Annotated in this window: 14 protein-coding genes and 3 pseudogenes; 5 read left to right on the forward strand and 12 right to left on the reverse strand. The window is 64.1% G+C overall.

Annotated features, from left to right (window positions below; all coding sequences use genetic code 11):
• Positions 1-231: 231 nt before the first annotated feature.
• Positions 232-1,197, forward strand: coding sequence for a sugar-binding transcriptional regulator (locus tag ACYPXD_RS20800; protein ID WP_459715304.1), 966 nt, complete (start codon positions 232-234; stop codon positions 1,195-1,197).
• A 144-nt stretch (positions 1,198-1,341) separates the two neighbouring features.
• Here the strand turns inward: ACYPXD_RS20800 and ACYPXD_RS20805 are convergent, their stop codons facing one another.
• The 4 genes and pseudogenes from ACYPXD_RS20805 to ACYPXD_RS20820 all read right to left on the reverse strand — a co-directional run.
• The gene (locus ACYPXD_RS20805; RefSeq protein ID WP_459715306.1) at positions 1,342-1,869 is read right to left on the reverse strand and encodes an RNA polymerase sigma factor; all 528 of its coding nucleotides are present in this window, start codon (positions 1,867-1,869) and stop codon (positions 1,342-1,344) included.
• A 524-nt stretch (positions 1,870-2,393) separates the two neighbouring features.
• Positions 2,394-2,945 (reverse strand): YMGG-like glycine zipper-containing protein, encoded by a 552-nt coding sequence (locus ACYPXD_RS20810; protein ID WP_459715308.1) that lies wholly within the window; start codon positions 2,943-2,945, stop codon positions 2,394-2,396.
• 254 nt (positions 2,946-3,199) lie between these two features.
• Positions 3,200-4,189 (reverse strand): dihydroxyacetone kinase subunit DhaK, encoded by a 990-nt coding sequence (gene dhaK, locus ACYPXD_RS20815; RefSeq protein WP_459715311.1) that lies wholly within the window; start codon positions 4,187-4,189, stop codon positions 3,200-3,202.
• Between the two features lie 19 nt (positions 4,190-4,208).
• Positions 4,209-4,370: pseudogene (locus ACYPXD_RS20820) on the reverse strand (DAK2 domain-containing protein); the annotation flags it as partial.
• A gap of 314 nt (positions 4,371-4,684) precedes the next feature.
• Here ACYPXD_RS20820 and ACYPXD_RS20825 point away from each other — a divergent pair.
• Positions 4,685-5,035, forward strand: a complete 351-nt coding sequence (locus ACYPXD_RS20825) for a hypothetical protein (protein ID WP_459715313.1) — start codon at positions 4,685-4,687, stop codon at positions 5,033-5,035.
• A gap of 56 nt (positions 5,036-5,091) precedes the next feature.
• On the opposite strand, the gene ACYPXD_RS20830 is transcribed toward ACYPXD_RS20825, so the two are convergent.
• From ACYPXD_RS20830 to ACYPXD_RS20845, 4 genes are all read right to left on the reverse strand, one after another.
• Positions 5,092-5,709: a TetR/AcrR family transcriptional regulator gene (locus tag ACYPXD_RS20830; protein ID WP_459715315.1), complete on the reverse strand. Its 618-nt coding sequence runs from the start codon at positions 5,707-5,709 to the stop codon at positions 5,092-5,094.
• 154 nt (positions 5,710-5,863) lie between these two features.
• Complete coding sequence (locus ACYPXD_RS20835; RefSeq protein ID WP_459715317.1) at positions 5,864-6,940, reverse strand: response regulator transcription factor; 1,077 nt, start codon at positions 6,938-6,940, stop codon at positions 5,864-5,866.
• A gap of 649 nt (positions 6,941-7,589) precedes the next feature.
• On the reverse strand, positions 7,590-7,889 hold the full coding sequence (locus tag ACYPXD_RS20840) for a hypothetical protein (protein WP_459715319.1): 300 nt from the start codon (positions 7,887-7,889) through the stop codon (positions 7,590-7,592).
• Positions 7,890-7,963: 74 nt separating this feature from the next.
• Complete coding sequence (locus tag ACYPXD_RS20845; protein WP_459715322.1) at positions 7,964-10,060, reverse strand: phosphocholine-specific phospholipase C; 2,097 nt, start codon at positions 10,058-10,060, stop codon at positions 7,964-7,966.
• Between the two features lie 598 nt (positions 10,061-10,658).
• On the opposite strand from ACYPXD_RS20845, the gene chrA reads away from it, so the two are divergent.
• Positions 10,659-11,978: a chromate efflux transporter gene (chrA, locus tag ACYPXD_RS20850; RefSeq protein WP_459715325.1), complete on the forward strand. Its 1,320-nt coding sequence runs from the start codon at positions 10,659-10,661 to the stop codon at positions 11,976-11,978.
• Between the two features lie 21 nt (positions 11,979-11,999).
• On the opposite strand, the pseudogene ACYPXD_RS20855 reads toward chrA, so the two are convergent.
• A pseudogene (locus ACYPXD_RS20855) lies at positions 12,000-12,434 on the reverse strand (MarR family winged helix-turn-helix transcriptional regulator); the annotation flags it as partial.
• Between the two features lie 374 nt (positions 12,435-12,808).
• Here ACYPXD_RS20855 and ACYPXD_RS20860 point away from each other — a divergent pair.
• Complete coding sequence (locus ACYPXD_RS20860) at positions 12,809-13,222, forward strand: organic hydroperoxide resistance protein (RefSeq protein ID WP_459715328.1); 414 nt, start codon at positions 12,809-12,811, stop codon at positions 13,220-13,222.
• Between the two features lie 75 nt (positions 13,223-13,297).
• A complete protein-coding gene (locus ACYPXD_RS20865; RefSeq protein WP_459715330.1) occupies positions 13,298-13,597 on the forward strand; it encodes a hypothetical protein in 300 nt (99 codons plus the stop codon).
• A gap of 236 nt (positions 13,598-13,833) precedes the next feature.
• Here the strand turns inward: ACYPXD_RS20865 and ACYPXD_RS20870 are convergent, their stop codons facing one another.
• The 3 genes and pseudogenes from ACYPXD_RS20870 to ACYPXD_RS20880 all read right to left on the reverse strand — a co-directional run.
• Positions 13,834-14,307, reverse strand: a complete 474-nt coding sequence (locus tag ACYPXD_RS20870) for a cysteine hydrolase family protein (protein ID WP_459715333.1) — start codon at positions 14,305-14,307, stop codon at positions 13,834-13,836.
• Between the two features lie 79 nt (positions 14,308-14,386).
• Positions 14,387-14,959, reverse strand: coding sequence for a type VI secretion system lipoprotein TssJ (gene tssJ, locus ACYPXD_RS20875; protein WP_459715335.1), 573 nt, complete (start codon positions 14,957-14,959; stop codon positions 14,387-14,389).
• A pseudogene (locus ACYPXD_RS20880) lies at positions 14,952-15,417 on the reverse strand (type VI secretion system baseplate subunit TssG); the annotation flags it as partial. The gene tssJ and the pseudogene ACYPXD_RS20880, both read right to left, overlap by 8 nt.

Genomic DNA, 15,417 nt, shown 5'->3' on the forward strand with positions numbered 1-15,417 from the left:
GGACGAGCTAACAGGCCAGGTAAGGAGACCGGTGGCGTGCGGCTCATTTGAGCCTCAAAAGGTACATCTGTCCCATGACTCTTTTGTGACGGATGTTTCCCAATTGTGTCGTTCAAGGGAAAGGTGGTACCTTGCGCACGCGACGATGCGGCCCCGCAGCCGCATGAACGCCACCCGCCCTGTGCGCCGTCCGAGCGCAACGAGCAACGCGAGCGACCGACCGGAGACCGAATGAAACGCGACGCGAACGACGCCTCCGGCGACGACTTGCAAGCCGCGGACGCGCAACTGATGGCGCGCATCTGCTGGGCGTATTTCAAGGAAGGACAGACGCAGGAAGCGATCGCGCAGCGCATGGGCCTGACGCGCAAGCGCGTGAACCGTGTGCTCAACGACGCACGCACGAGCGGCTTCGTGCAGACGACGATCAATAGCCCGATCGGCGCTTATGTCGAACTCGAAGCCGACCTCGTTGCCCGGTACGGTTTCGCCGAAGCGATCGTCGTACCGACGCCCGCACAGGACATGGATGTGCGTCCCGTGATCGGCGCGGCGGCCGGGCAATACGTGTCCGAGCGGCTACGGCAAGGCGAATCGCTCGGCATCACATGGGGCGGCACGATCAACGCGGCCGCACAAAACATTCTGCGCCGCCAGGGGATGGACAACACCGTCGTGCTGATGTGCGGCGGTCTGGCCAAGAGCACGCGCATCAATCCGTACGACAATGCGGCGATCTTCGCGCGCATGCTCGATGCGACCTGCTACTACATGACCGCGCCGCTTTACACCGAAACCGCCGCGTTACGCGATGCGCTCGTTCAGAGCGAACCGGTGAAGAGCGTGCTCGGGATGGCGCGCAACGTCGATATGGCGTTGCTGAGCGCAACCGATCTGTCGGAACAATCGAAGGTGCTCGAGTACGAAGTAATCTCGCGCGAAATCTGGCAGTCGTTGCGCGACGCCGGTGCGACCGGCGATATCTGCGGCCACTATCTCGACGTCGACGGCAATGCGGTCGACCATCCGCTCGTGCCGCGAACCATCCATGCATCGCTCGACGACTTGCGCGCGATTCCGCGTCTGATTCTTGCCGCCGGCGGCCCGCAAAAAATCGGCATCGTCAAAGGCGCGATTCACGCGGGTCTCGCGCATGTGCTGATTACGGATGGAGCCACCGCGTCGGCGCTGCTCTAGGCGTTGCCGGAGGCGCTGCCTGGGGGGCGGTTGCGTGGACTGCCTCGCGGCCATGCCGGCGAACGGCACGCGGCGCGGTGCGGATCATTGCGGAATGGAGTTCGGCCGCCGGCCGCGATGACCGAACGGCGTCTTTGAGTGCGCCTAGCGCGATGCGGACATCGGCGGCCTCGCGCCGTGCTCATTGAACGCGCGCCCGAGCTTCAGACGCACCGCGACATGCGCGAGCCGCGCGCGATCGACTGACACTCCCAGCACCTCCGCCGATTCCTCGTAAGTCAATCCTTCGACCTCGGCAAGCAGCAGCGCGGCCCGCTCGGGCGGCGCGAGCGAACGGAACTCCGCAAGAATTCTCGAATGGATGTCCGCGCTGCGCACGCGGCGACGCCCGGCTCCCGACGACGAATTGCGCGTCGCCCGGCGCGAGCGTTCGTAGCGTTCATAAGCGGAGCCGCTACGCAGCACGCTATGCGCGGCGGCCAGCATGCGCACGAGCGTCTCGCGTTCGCCCACTGTGCAACCGGCTTCGGTACGGCCCGCTTCCGCGCCGGCGCTGCAGGCATTGGCCACCATGGCTTCCGCAAGCGGGACGTCCTCGGTAACCCGATAAGCAAACGACCATACCCGAGTAACGAGCGCGCGTAAGACAGCTGGATTCGAGACCGCATTCATGCGTATTGCTCCGCTTTGGACAAGCGCCGTTATTCCCAGATTGAACGACGCAGCAAGAGCTTACACAGACAGCGACGGTCACGCTATGCCAATTGCGTCAAATTTCTTGCTCATTAAAGGCATTCGTTGCCGCGCCCGGCCATTTGGTGAGACAAATGAAACAATACCGCCGACCTGTTGCAATTTTCCATTAACGGAAACTTTCTTCTTTACTCGATAAAATTTACGTTTTTATTACGTGAAATGGTGTGCCCAAGCACTGGCGGGCGTGTCCGGAGGGAGGCGGAGGGTTTCCCAGCACCGGTCCGGCGCTGGAAATATGTCGAAGACTTTCCTGTATTTCTGGCGCGCCGCATTTGGGGCGTTTTCAATCTAACCGAAGAAAACGGCGAACAGCGTAATAGCACCCGCGTTTTATTTCTTAACAAAAGGCGACTACGGCATGCTGAATAAAATTACGGGAAATCTGCCAATCGCCGTTTGTGATTAGACGACGGCCCATTACGCCGCCGTCCGCTAGTGCATTAGTAGTACGGGTACGGCGCGTACATCACGGGCGGCGCGTAGTAGCGCGGCGCCGGCGCATAGTAGTACGGCTGCGGCGCGTAGACCGGCGCTTGCGGCTGGGCGATCGTATTGCCCTTCGACGTCATGCATTGGGCGTAGGCCGCATCGTAGCGCGCCTGCAAGCCGCCGGCCGCGTACGTCGCGCCGTTCGCGCCAACCGCGCTGCCGAGCAGCAACCCGCTGCCCGCGCCGATCGCCGCGCCGACACCGGCGTTGCCGGCCGCGGCGCCAAGCAATGCGCCCGCCGCGGCGCCGCCGAGCGTGCCGAGTGCGGTGCTGTTCACGCTGTTTTGCGTCGCGCCTTGCGAAGCGCCTTGCGCGTCGCTCGAGCGGAACGCGTAGTCACGGCACGCGTAATCGTCCTGCTGGAACTGCGCGAGCGGTTCGCCCTTGCGCGGCAGCGCGACGATACTCGGGCCGCTGGGCGGCGCGACGGCGCAGCCGCCCAGCGCGAGTGCAATGGCAATAACCGGCAGCGCAACGGTGATGGTTCGGGTTCGGGTACTCATACCGGTTCGAGTTTCAAAGTAGTTTCAATAGAGCAACGTTAGACGAAATCCGACCCGGCATGAGTTACCGGATCGTTACTGGATATTTTCGCTTATCCTGGCGCGGGCGGCGCGCCATGCCGTGCAGGTCGTGCGTGATGCAACGCATCGCGTGGGCGGCGGCGCGCGCCGGTAAGAAATGCTTACCAAATGTAACGCGTCCGGCGCGCGAAACATCGCGATTCGCCAGGCGCCTTCCCACCGCGCCTTACCGCTCACCTCCCCCAGCGCAACGCCGGCGTATGCACCGGACTGTCCCAGTGCCGCATCATCTCGTCGTCGAGTGAGCCCAGCGTGAGCGACGCGCCGGCCATGTCGAGCGAGGTGGTCAGCGAGCCCACCTGCACGCGCCCGATGTTCAAGCCGCGTCCGCGCAACCACGCATGGGCCGAATTGAAAAGCAGATACAGTTCGCTCAACGGCGTGGCGCCGAGACCGTTGACAAGCACGAGCAACGGCGTGCTTGCGGCCGGCTTCAACGCGTCGACGATCGCCGTCAGCAGTTCGTCGGCGATCGCATCGGCGCTCGCGATACGCGCGCGACGGCGGCCCGGTTCGCCATGAATGCCGACGCCGATTTCGATTTCGTCGTCGCCGAGCGTAAAGGTCGGTTTGCCCGCGGCCGGCACGGTGCAGCTCGAAAACGCCACGCCCATCGACGCGGTCCGCTTCACCACTTGCTCGCCGAACGCCCGGCATTGCTCGAGGTTCGCACCGCTTTCCGCGAAGCTGCCCACAAGCTTTTCGACGATCACCGTGCCCGCGACGCCGCGACGCCCCGTCGTATAACTCGAATTCTCGACCGCGACGTCGTCGTTGACGAGCACCGTTGCGTTCGGCGCATCGCGCATCTCCGCGGCCATCTCGAAGTTCATCAGGTCGCCGGAGTAGTTCTTCACGATAAACAGCACGCCGGCGCCCGTATCGACGGCCTTGGCCGCCGCCATCATCTGGTCCGGCGTCGGCGACGTGAATACCTGGCCGGGGCACGCGGCATCGAGCATGCCGTAACCGACGAAACCGCTGTGCAACGGTTCGTGGCCCGAGCCGCCGCCGGAAATCAGCGCGACTTTGCCGGGTGTCGTGCGCTTGCGCCGCACATAGACGGGTTCCGTGTTCAGTTCGACCAGGTCCGCATGCGCCGCGGCGAAACCGGCGAGGCTCTCGGCCAGGAAATCGTCGACGCGGTTGATGAATTTTTTCATGAGGCGTCTCCTCTATTGTTCAGGCAGCCCGCGCGACACGCGCGCAGACCGCTTCGATCGTCAGCTGGCCCGAACGCGCGCCAGCATCGATATGCCCGCGCGGCCGCTCGCCGGGAAACGGTGCGCGGCCCTTCGTCGCCAGCATGTCGCGCGCGGCGGGCATGTGCTCTTCGGCAACCTGCGTCGAGGCATGCCCGCGACCGTCTGGCCATTCAGGTCGTCGCCCCGCTCGTTCGATCGCACCGCAAGCCATCATGCGCCCGGCCGCCCGCGCCGTGTGGCGAAGCGGCGGCGCCCGCACAAAACATAGCGTTTCGCGAAACGCATACCAAGCGTTTTGTAACGATGCCCTGTTCGTACGCAAACGGCGCAAGCCCGACTGCTGGTACAGTGGCGCGTCGGCGCGCCTCACCGCAAGCCGGCCCGCATCGGTCTTAAAGCCTGGGCCACGACCTGACAGCCGAGGCCCACGCCATCGAAACCGGAGAACGCACAATGACGCAATCAAAAAGCTCGTTTTTCGCACGAAGCGGCGCCGCGCTTGCCGCGGTGGCCGCCCTCTGGCTTGCCGCCTGCTCGAGCACGACGCCGGTCGAATTTTCGTTGAAGGGCGCCGACTCGCCTTCGCTTTCGCGCGCGGACGATCTCGACTTCGGTCCGATGGATCACTCGATCGCCGAGTGCAAGACCGTGTCGCACAACGCGGGCACAGGGCGTTGCACGCAGGTGCGGGCGTACGAGTCGTGTATGAAGACGCGCGGCTATATCACGGTGCTGGGACCGGAGAATCCGTCCGGGTGTGGCGATCCCGATTGGGAAAAGGACGTGCGCAAGTGGCTGCAGTGAACGTCGGGTGAAAGACATCCGCTGAAGGACATCGGCCACGGACGCCGGGCGCCGTATCAATCGAGCAGTTTCATCGCAAGGTCGGCTGCCTGCCGCATCTGCGCGCGCGCCCGGCCGGTCTTGCCGATCACGCGCATTCCTTGCATGGCGCACAGCATCAGCCGCGCCGTCGCTTCGCCGTCGACACGCTTCGATATCGAGCCGTCTTTCTGCCCCGCACGAATCAGCGTAGCAAGCAGCGTTTCGATTTTGCGAAAACCCGCGTTCACGCGCTGCACGATTTCGGCGTCGAACGTGCCGAGCACCATCGCGCTGCTGGCCAGCAGACAGCCGCGCTTGCCGGCGGCCCCCGACGATGCATCGGCATGGAACATCAGCACGCGATGAATGATCTCGCGCGGCGGCAAGCCAGGTTCGACGGCACGCCGCAGCGACTCTTCGCGCGTGGCCTGCATGCGGTCGAACGCGGCGACGAAAACCGATTGTTTGTCTTTAAACGCTTTATAGACACTGCCGGACGCAAGTTCCATCGCGTCGGTCAGATCGACGATAGATGTGGCATGAAAGCCGCGCTCAGAGAACACCGCTACGGCCTTGTCGAGCGCCGCGTCGATATCGAATTCGCGAGGGCGGCCCCGGCTTCTGGATGGCGCTGTGGCGGTCGTATCTGTCATGCACGCATTATAGGGAAGGGCCAATTTCTTAATCAAGCCGGTGAATAGTAATTCACCAACTTGATAGCTGCGTGACAAATGCATGTCGAATACGACGCGCTCGTTCAAATAAACGGTAATTGACTGTATTTAATTTGTTAGCGCAATTTCATCATCATCTCTTGTTTTTGTGCTCACCCGAAGCGAGCACCCCCGACGACATCGGCTTGCCGCTGCCGCCCTCCGCCGCATCGCGCAGCAGCCGGTTCTCCTCGGTTTTTCGTTGCAGCAGCGCCTGCAGATGACGAATCTTTTCGACCGCGGCGCTCATATCGGAGACGAGCACCGGCTGGTTGCGCAACGCGCCGCCGGCCGGCACGCCCGCACCGTTGCGCGGCTGATCGTCGGCCACCGTCGGGCGTTTGCGCGGTTGCGGCACAGGCCGCGCGAGCGGCGCGCTGGCGGGCGAATCGAGCGGCTGCTGTTCCTGCGGCGGCTGTTCCTGCGCCTGCTGCAGTGCGCGGGCGCGCGTCATATCGACCACCGACGCGAGGCGAAATCCGGCGCCGCGCACGGTCTCGATCACAAGGCTCTTCTGCAGCGGATCGAGCGTTTCCCGTAGCGACTTGATATAGACGTCGACGATACCTTCCTTGACCGACGAGCCGAACCAGACGTTCTCGATAATGTCCTTGCGCGAAAGCACCTTGTATGGGTTCTCGACGAAAAAGCGCAGCAGCCGGTAGCAGGTCGGGCCCAGTTGCAGTTCCACTTCCTGCTGTTGATCTTCCCCGGTTCGCGCAAACGCGCGGCGCGCATCGAAGTCCATCGTCAGCGTCTCGACCGCGACGCGGCGGCGCACTTCGCGGTATTCGATCGGCCGCAGCACGACCTGCACGCGCGCGATCAGTTCGCGGATGCCGAACGGTCGTTTGACGTAGTCGTCGGCGCCCGCGTCGAGCGCGCGGACGCATTCCTCTTCGCCTCCGTCTTCCTCGCCGAGCACGATGATCGGCATACGGCTGGTGGCCGCGTGCGTGCGCAAATCGTTGATCAGCGACAAGCCGGATGCGTCAGGCAGTTTCCATCGCAGCAGGATCGCCTGCGGATGCTCCTGCTCGATCAGCATCGCGGCCCGCTCGACGGAAAACGCCGCAAGCGGCTCATGGCCCGCGAGCCTGATCTCATTCCACAAGATCTCGGCGCACGACGTATCCCATTCGACGATCAGTATTTTTGCAATGGTTCCCATAGATGCATGATGGCCTTGTCGATGAGCCGTTTCGAGCGGCATACCGCTCACACCGGCCACGTGTGAGCCCGTGAATGTCGCGCAGGTTTCCAAAAAGGAAACATAAGGTTCCAAAATAGAGAAACGTCCCTCTCTGGATACCTGTGCGACCGGAAGGCCCGCTTTTCGCTTCAGCGGCTCACCGCGCACAGCAAACGCCGTATCGTTTCTATCGCCCGCTCCTTAAAGCGAGGCAAAGGTAAAAGGGAGTTGTCGTTTCCATAACAATCGATGCGGTGAGAATATTCCAGGAGTCGGATATCCGATCTTCGCGGTGACGTGCATGCGGGGTCTGGCACCGCTCCAGATCACTCGCGGGCAAACCGCGGATCGCTCGCTCATGACCCGCTATGGCCGAAGCGCACGGACGGACACACGCGCACACACGTGCACACGCGGGCGCGCACGGGCTGGCGCAGGCAGGCACGAGCCGGGATGGCGATGCCGCGCCCCACGGCGCGAGTGCCGGAGAGGATGCGCAACGGGAACTGGACCCGATGGGCGCGCGAACGGAACGCTTCGCTATCGGCGGAACAGCGAATGCGCGTTAAATGTGCAGGCGCACGGTGGCAAATGCACCGCGGCAGACGGTCTGCACCGTCGCAGGGGGCTAATCGACCGTATGAATGACGGGCGGCCGCAGGCCGTCCGATGCCGGCTGCGGCGCGGACATCGCCCATGGCGCAGGCGCAAGGCCCGTCGGCGTGCCGTTGGCGCCGTCGCTGCGGTCATTGCTGTTGTCACCGCTGTTGTTACTGCTGTTAGCGGCGGTATTGTCGGACGCGGCGCCCGTCGCGCCCGGCGCGCCGGTCTGCGCGGCCGTCGAATCGCCGCCATCACTGCAAGCGCTTAACAACGCGCCCGCTATCAATATGGCAAGTACGTACGGCCTGATCGACGCTCGCAACATGGCTGTCTCCTCGAAACCCTCGATCGGCCGGCGCGCCGTGAAACCGCCCCGCGCGCCGGCCGATACGTCCGTGCCTAGCTGCCGAGCGCCGGGTCCGACACGCTGTCGCGCCCGGTCTCGACATGGCCGGCAATCCGCCATTGCGCGTTGCTGTCGGTGTCGATCGTGATCGTCAGGTCGTACCAGCCGAACGACTTGCGCAGGTCGACCATCACGGTATTCGCGTCATTGCCGCGCACATGCAGCGAACCGTTGGTATGCGAGTCGTACGCGCTCGAAATCTTGAACGTGCACGCTTCGTGGCCATCGTTTTTCAGGCGCAGTTGCAGGTTGCCGTTCGCAACGTCGTAGCCATCCTTGAGCTCGACACTGCCGCTCGGGTGACGTCCGCTCGAATCGACCTTGCCGACGAAGCGGCGCAGGAAACCGTTCGGCCCGAACACCGAGAAGTCGTAGCTGCCGTTCGCCGCGAGCATCAGCTGATCGGCGAGATCCTTGCCCGCTTCGACGGTGTAGCTGCGCGGCAGATCCTGCGCATTGCCGGAATAGACGAGGAAGTTCGCACCGAGCTTGCCGGTGTTCGTGATGTGCAGGCGGAACGCATTACCCTGCCCGCCCGCCTCGCCGCGCACGAAGAATTCATAGTCGAGCGCACGCGCGGGCCGCACGCCGGGCTCCTGCTTCGGCAGCGACTGCGTGCCCGGCACCGCCGGCACGACGTCCGGGTGACGGTTCCTGTCGGCGGGAAACGACGTGGCGGGCAGCGCCGGCACATTGCGGTTCGGATTGCGGAAGTCGAACGCCGACGTCAGGTCGCCGCAGACCGCACGGCGCCACGCCGTGATGTTCGGCTCGTGCAGGTCGTGATGGTGACCGAAGCGCTTCTCGATGAAGCGGATGATCGACGTATGGTCGAATACTTCCGAGCACACATAACCGCCCTTCGACCACGGCGACACGACCAGCATCGGCACGCGCGGTCCGAGACCGTACGGACCGGGCTGATTGTCGCCCGAGCCCGCATAGAACTCGTTCGCCGTCGAGACGGTCGAGCGGCCCGTGTCCGGCGTCGACGAAGCATACGGCGGCGGCATATGGTCGAAGAGACCATCGTTCTCGTCGTAGGTGATCAGGAGAACGGTCTTGCTCCACACTTCCGGGTTCGACGTCAGCGCCTGCAGCACCTGGTCGACATACCACGCACCGTAGTTCGGCGGCCAGTTGCCGTGCTCGGAGAATGCCTCGGGCGCGACGATGTACGATACCTGCGGCAGCGTGTTGTTCTTCACGTCGTTAAGCAGGATGTCGAAGTAACCGCCGCTTTGCGCTACGTTGGTGCCCGTGCGCGCCGCCTGATAAAGCGGGCTGTCCGGTTGTGCATTGCGGTACTGGTTGAAATACAGCAGCGACGTGTCGCCGAAATTGCCGATAAACGGATTGTCGGTCCAGCCCCAGAAGCCCGCGGCATCGAGGCCGGTGCCGATGTCCTGATAGACCTTCCACGAAATGCCGGCCGCCTGCAGCTTCTCGGGAAACGTGCTCCACGCGTAGCCGGCTTCCGCGTTGTCGATCACGGGGCCGCCGCCGTTACCGTCGTTGCCGACCCAGCCGGTCCACATGTAGTAGCGGTTCGGATCGGTCGGCGTCATGGCCGAGCAGTGGTATGCGTCGCAAATCGTGAACGCATCGGCAAGGCTGTAGTGGAACGGCATGTCCTCGCGCGTCATGTAGAACATCGTCGTCGAGGTCTTCGCGGGCACCCATTGATCGTAGCGGCCGTTGTTCCATGCGTCGTGCGTGCCGATCCAGCCGTGATCGAGGTCCACCACGAACTGCAGGCCGAGGTTCGGCAGATTCGGACGATACGGCAGCACATAACCGTCCGCGTTCGGCGCTGGCTGGTAGAACACCGGCTTGCCGGTGGCAAGCGGAATCGGCCGCGAGTCGCCGAAGCCGCGCACACCCCGCAGCGTGCCGAAGTAGTTATCGAAAGAACGGTTCTCCTGCATCAGCACCACGATGTGCTCGACGTCCTCGATCGTGCCTTTTGCGTTGTGCGCGGGGATCGCCAATGCGTTGCGAATACCGACGGGGACTGCTCCAAGAGCGGTGGCTGCGCCGGCGGCTTGCGCAGCCGCACGCAGGAAATCGCGACGGCTATTTGAAGTCATGTTCGTCAATCATCCTGAGGGGTGGGGAAGTGGCGGCGTAAAACACGGCCAAGCGTGGTCGAGAAAAATGACTCGCTTGTGGCAGCCGATTTCAAAAAAATAGGTGTGCTGGAGGTCTGTGCTTAGCATTCCTGGATAACCGATTAGCGGTCTTTATTCCGCAAGTGCTTGTGCCGGTTCGGTTTACCGTCCGACAAATGTTTCGTTATGCATGCAAGCGGCATCGTCGCAGCGGACATTGACGCGCATCGGGTGCGTGCATTTATGTTGGAGTGCTTTCCCTGGTGCACATTCGCGACGCTTGCTGATATTCGCGCGTAGCGACGCGCGTGCGATGCGTGACGGATGAGGCGAGCGGTCGGGTGATGAATCGGGCGTGATGCAAGGCAAGACGGTCGATCGACGAATCGTGAGTTGTACGACTGACACGCGGCATTCACACGGACAAGCGATACTGACCGTACGTTCAGGTGACAGGCGCTCCCCGCGATACCTGATGCCGGCAAACCGACACGCATCGTGCGTTTCGGGCATCATGGCGTGCCCGCCGTCTAGCGCACGGCACGATCACGAAACTTGCCGTTCCGGCTATCGACGTATGGACACCTCCCCGCTCCCGTCCGCGCCACGCGCGCGCTTGCGCGCGGCACTCGAAGTGCTCGCGGTATTTCTACGGCTCGGGCTCACGAGCTTCGGCGGACCGATTGCTCATCTCGGCTACTTTCGTCGCGAGTTCGTCGTGCGACGCCATTGGCTCGACGAGCAGCGTTATTCGGATCTCGTCGGCGTCTGTCAGTTTCTGCCTGGACCCACGAGCAGCCAGGTCGGCTTTTCGATCGGGCTGCTGCGCGCGGGATGGCTCGGCGCACTGGCCGCGTGGTGCGGCTTCACCTTGCCCTCGGTGCTGTTGCTGCTCGCTTTTGCCGGGCTTGCGCCGCATCTCTCGGGCGGCCCCGGCGATGGCCTCGTGCATGGGCTGAAGCTGGTCGCGGTCGCCGTCGTCGCGCAGGCGGTCTGGGATATGGCGCGGCGTTTGTGTCCGGATCGCCGGCGCGCGGCGATTGCGTTGTGCGCGATGATCGTGGTGGGTGGGGTCGGTGCGGTAAGAGGCAGCGCGTATGCGCAACTCATTGCGATCCTGGTGGGTGCGCTGCTCGGGTTTGCGCTGTGTCGCGAGGCGCCGTCGACATCATCGGCAACTTCGCCGCCAACTTCCTCGGCAAGCGCGTCACCCACCTCGTCGGCGTCGCCGGATCGGTCGCAATCCGCGCAACCGGTGCCTGAAGCGGGGCTGCGCATATCGCGTGCGGCGGGTTCGATCGCCCTGCTGCTCTTCTGTGTCCTATTGTTTGTGCTGCCCGCATTCTCGCGTGCGCACGACAGCCAGGCGCTGAAACTGTTCGACGCGTTCTATCGCTCGGGCGCGCTCGTGTTCGGCGGCGGCCATGTCGTGCTGCCGCTCCTGCAACAGCAGACGGTCGCCACCGGCTGGGTGGCGTCGAACGATTTTCTTGCCGGCTATGGCGCGGCGCAGGCCGTGCCCGGTCCGCTTTTCACGTTCGCCGCTTATCTCGGCTGGATGACGGCGTCCGCGCCCAACCACGGGATGGGCGCGCTCATTGCGACGGTCGCGATCTTTCTGCCCGGCATGCTGCTCGTGCTTGCCGCGCTGCCGTGGTGGCAGTCGTTGCGCGCCCGGCCCGCCGTGGCGGCGCTGCTCGCCGGTGTCAATGCCGCGGTGGTCGGGCTGCTTGCGATGGCGCTGTACTCGCCGGTCTGGACGAGCGCGGTTCATACGCCCGTCGACTTCGCGGTCGCCGCGCTCGGTTTCGTGCTGCTCGTGCGCTGGAATGCGCCACCGCTTGCGATCGTCGCGCTGTGCGTGGCGGCGGGGGTCGCGGCGGCGGCGCTGCAATGAAGCGGGCGCGCTATCCCCGCATCATTCGTCGTGCGTGTGCCTGATCAGGTTGTCACGCAACGTCGTCACCGCCTTCTGCAGTTTCTTGAATTCCTCTGCGTTCAATCCGGTCGCTTCGACCAGATTCCTGCCGAACGCGTTTTCACGCAGATCGCGACCGGCATCGGTCAGGCTCACGAGTACCTGACGCTCGTCCGACGGATCGCGTTGCCGGCGCAGATAGCCCATCGCCTCGAGCTTCTTCAGAATCGGCGTCAGCGTATTCGATTCGAGGAACAGTCTCTCGCCAAGCGCGCTGACGGTCACATTGCCCATCTCCCACAGCACGATGATCGTGATGTATTGCGTGTACGTGAGTCCGAGCTCGTCGAGAATCGGCCGGTAGGCGCGGCCGAACGCCAGATTGGCCGAATAGACGGCGAAGCAGAGGTAGTCGGCAAGACGTTGCGTCGATGGGTCCGACGCGTCGGTTGCGGCGTTGCTTCGATCGGCCCGGCGGTCGGCTCGCCGTTCAGCGCGCTGTTCAGCCCGCGGTTCGGCCCGATGGTCCGCACGTGGTTCGGCGCGCCGGTCCGCAGCGGTCTTCGGTTGGGAGCGCGACCTGTCTTCGGCGCCTGCGTCGTTCGTACGTGAAGTCTTCATCTCTATGCCCCTCTGCGGCGTTCATCGGGCAGCCGCCTCATGGCTGAATAATACATCGGATGCGATTTAATCGAAAGTGCTTGACTTCGTCGCGGCGATCGACAATCATTCACGCATCCGATTCAATCGCATACGATACAAATGCAGGAATCGCGAGATAACCTCTTATTTCAAAAAGGAATTTTTCTATGTCGCGCATTGAAAACGTGCTGTACACGGGTAAAACGCACACGACCGGCGGCCGTAACGGCGCCTCGCGCAGCTCGGACGGCCACCTCGACATCCAGCTTTCCCCGCCCGGAACCGGCACCGGCACGAACCCGGAGCAACTGTTCGCGGCCGGCTGGTCGGCCTGCTTTATCGGCGCGATGAATCGCGCGGCTGCCGCGCGGAAGGTGGTACTGCCGAAGGATCTGGTCGTCGACGCGGAAGTCGATCTCGGCACGACCGGCAACGACTATTTCCTGCAAGCGCGGCTGAACGTGAGCCTGCCTGGCCTCGCGCCGGAAGTCGCGCGTGCGGTCGTCGACGGCGCCCATCAACTGTGCCCGTACTCGAAGGCGACACGCGGCAACATCGACGTGACGATCAACGTGGTTTGAGCGCGGCGCTGCGCGTTTTTAACCCGTTCAAAACCGAAACCCCTTGCCCCTTTATCGAATAGCCGGAGCTTACTTATGAAGACCACTCTTTTTGCCGTCCTGCTCGCCGCTTCCGCCACGTTGGCGACCGTTGCCGCGCCGGCTTTTGCAAGCAACTATGGGCCGGCGCCGTTCTACCGGCCGACGGTCAGCGATGCGCGGCCGGTACCGCAGGCCACTCAAGACGCAGCCGAGCCCGCGATGACCACTGCGGCTAACCATGCCGATGCCGACCACGCGCAGCAATCGTATGGCGGTGTCAGCGACGGCAGCTCGCAAGCGGACGCTCGCCGCAGCCTGGCGCCGTGGCAACGTGGGCTGTTCGCGCATCATTGACCGACGCGACGCGCTGGTCCGACCGGGCGCCGCGTGATCGATGGGCGGACGACGGGTAGGCGACGGGTAGGCGACGGGCGGACGACGGGCGGACGACGGGCGGACGACGGGCGGACGACGGGCGGGCAATCACCGGGCAGTCACCTCGCCGTAACAGCGCGACAAGCGAGCCACGGCGAACGCACCGCGAGGCTGACGGCACAATGGTCATCCCTCGCTGCCTCGCGGCCTCGCTGCTACGACGGTGTGTCCAGATCAGCGACTGTTGTCAGCTGACGGAAATGATGGCGCCACAGTCGCGCACCGAGCTCGCCGCTTCGGTCGAGCGACGAGCCGACCGTCAGATCGGTGATGAGTGTCGGACTGAGCCCCGCATCGAACAACAGATAGCCGGCGCCGAGCACGCAGGTTTCCGTCTGCATGCCGCACACGAAAACACGCGCCGGCCGCTGGGCAAGCAGATAGTCGATCATCTCGCGCGGCGGCAGGTACCCATATTTGATGAACACGCGATCGGCCGCGACGAGGCTCGCGTCGTCGGGCGCCGGATGCCAGCCGAGCTGTCGCTCGAATGGTGTGCGGCTTTCGTCGTGCCGCTCGACCGTCGCGACCGACGGCATCCGCTTCGCCAACGCGCGAATGCCGGTCACGAGCCAGTCGGGCGGCGTGAACGACGGCTGCACGTCGACGACGAGAAGCATGTTGCGCATGGAAAGTGGCTCCGGCATGGCGTGTGGCGAGAGATCGGCTGGGCAGGAACAGGAAGCGGGCTCGACGTGCAATTGTCCGTCACCGCGACCCGTTGCGCACTTCGTCGCCCGCCACCAGCAGACTCTGACCGGCGAGTTCAAGCTTCAACGGCTTGTCCGGGTCGAGCTGCTTCTTGTCGATCACACGCTTCCATGCGCCGTCATTTCCCGGTTCGCGATAGAACGCCACCACCGCGATGAACTTCGTATCGGGCCGCAGCGGTTGCGACAGGCTCGCCGACGCGCCCGGGTTCAACACGGTCGCCAGGCTCGCCGCCTGCAGATCCTGCGCGAGCACGGTGCGATCGTTCTTCAGCAGATCCTCGTACGATGCGCCGTCGAACAGCTTGCGGTCCTTCAGTTGAAGCACGCGTACAGCGACCGATGTCGCGCGGCCAGCGTCGTCGGGGTTCAGCGATGCGCGCGCGGTCAGGTCGATATCGACTGACTTCACCTGCTTGTAGAACACCGCGCGATAGGCGTTCGCCGACGTGTCGGCGACGCTCTGCCATGCGCCGCACGCCGACAGCAGCGTCGCGCACGCGAGCACGGCTGGGGTTGCGCACGCCGCGGCGGCGTTACGGATAAACGTGACGCTTTGTCGATCACGCATGATGTGAGCCCGGACAGGTATTCGGCCCGGACGCCGGAAAGGCTTCGCAGACGCCGAGGTTGATATGAATGAGGTGCTCGTCGCTGGCCGGGAGAACCGTCGTCCAGCCGAGCCGCGGCGCGGGGCCGGGGGGGGGTGCGAAGCGGAGGCGCCCAGCGTGCCGATCATGGGCCGCGGCGCAAGCGTCGACGGAATCGTCATGCGCAGATGCACGTCGGCCTTGATGCCGACATAAAGCCGCACGTACGCGCAGATCTCGCCATGCAACGAGGCGCCCGGCAGCAGATCGTGCGCCTGCTTCGCGTCGGCGGGACACAGCGTCGCACGCACCGCGCGGCTGCGATAGATCATGCGCTGGCCGAGCACATAACCGCGGCCGAGCCCGCGCCGGGCGCCGTCGCGCGACGCCGCTGCGCCTCGCGCGCCCGCCGACGTCAACGGAGCGGGCGCGCCGGCCC

Source organism: Paraburkholderia sp. 2C (genome assembly GCF_054589215.1).

What these genes read in the sequence shown, in the direction of transcription:
- ACYPXD_RS20810 (WP_459715308.1), bottom strand. Translation starts at nt 2,945, where the DNA reads ATGAGTACCCGAACCCGAACCATCACCGTTGCGCTGCCGGTTATTGCC.
- tssJ (WP_459715335.1), bottom strand. Translation starts at nt 14,959, where the DNA reads ATGCGTGATCGACAAAGCGTCACGTTTATCCGTAACGCCGCCGCGGCG.
- ACYPXD_RS20845 (WP_459715322.1), bottom strand. Translation starts at nt 10,060, where the DNA reads ATGACTTCAAATAGCCGTCGCGATTTCCTGCGTGCGGCTGCGCAAGCC.
- ACYPXD_RS20870 (WP_459715333.1), bottom strand. Translation starts at nt 14,307, where the DNA reads ATGCGCAACATGCTTCTCGTCGTCGACGTGCAGCCGTCGTTCACGCCG.
- ACYPXD_RS20860 (WP_459715328.1), top strand. Translation starts at nt 12,809, where the DNA reads ATGTCGCGCATTGAAAACGTGCTGTACACGGGTAAAACGCACACGACC.
- dhaK (WP_459715311.1), bottom strand. Translation starts at nt 4,189, where the DNA reads ATGAAAAAATTCATCAACCGCGTCGACGATTTCCTGGCCGAGAGCCTC.
- chrA (WP_459715325.1), top strand. Translation starts at nt 10,659, where the DNA reads ATGGACACCTCCCCGCTCCCGTCCGCGCCACGCGCGCGCTTGCGCGCG.
- ACYPXD_RS20865 (WP_459715330.1), top strand. Translation starts at nt 13,298, where the DNA reads ATGAAGACCACTCTTTTTGCCGTCCTGCTCGCCGCTTCCGCCACGTTG.
- ACYPXD_RS20825 (WP_459715313.1), top strand. Translation starts at nt 4,685, where the DNA reads ATGACGCAATCAAAAAGCTCGTTTTTCGCACGAAGCGGCGCCGCGCTT.
- ACYPXD_RS20805 (WP_459715306.1), bottom strand. Translation starts at nt 1,869, where the DNA reads ATGAATGCGGTCTCGAATCCAGCTGTCTTACGCGCGCTCGTTACTCGG.
- ACYPXD_RS20830 (WP_459715315.1), bottom strand. Translation starts at nt 5,709, where the DNA reads ATGACAGATACGACCGCCACAGCGCCATCCAGAAGCCGGGGCCGCCCT.
- ACYPXD_RS20835 (WP_459715317.1), bottom strand. Translation starts at nt 6,940, where the DNA reads ATGGGAACCATTGCAAAAATACTGATCGTCGAATGGGATACGTCGTGC.
- ACYPXD_RS20800 (WP_459715304.1), top strand. Translation starts at nt 232, where the DNA reads ATGAAACGCGACGCGAACGACGCCTCCGGCGACGACTTGCAAGCCGCG.
- ACYPXD_RS20840 (WP_459715319.1), bottom strand. Translation starts at nt 7,889, where the DNA reads ATGTTGCGAGCGTCGATCAGGCCGTACGTACTTGCCATATTGATAGCG.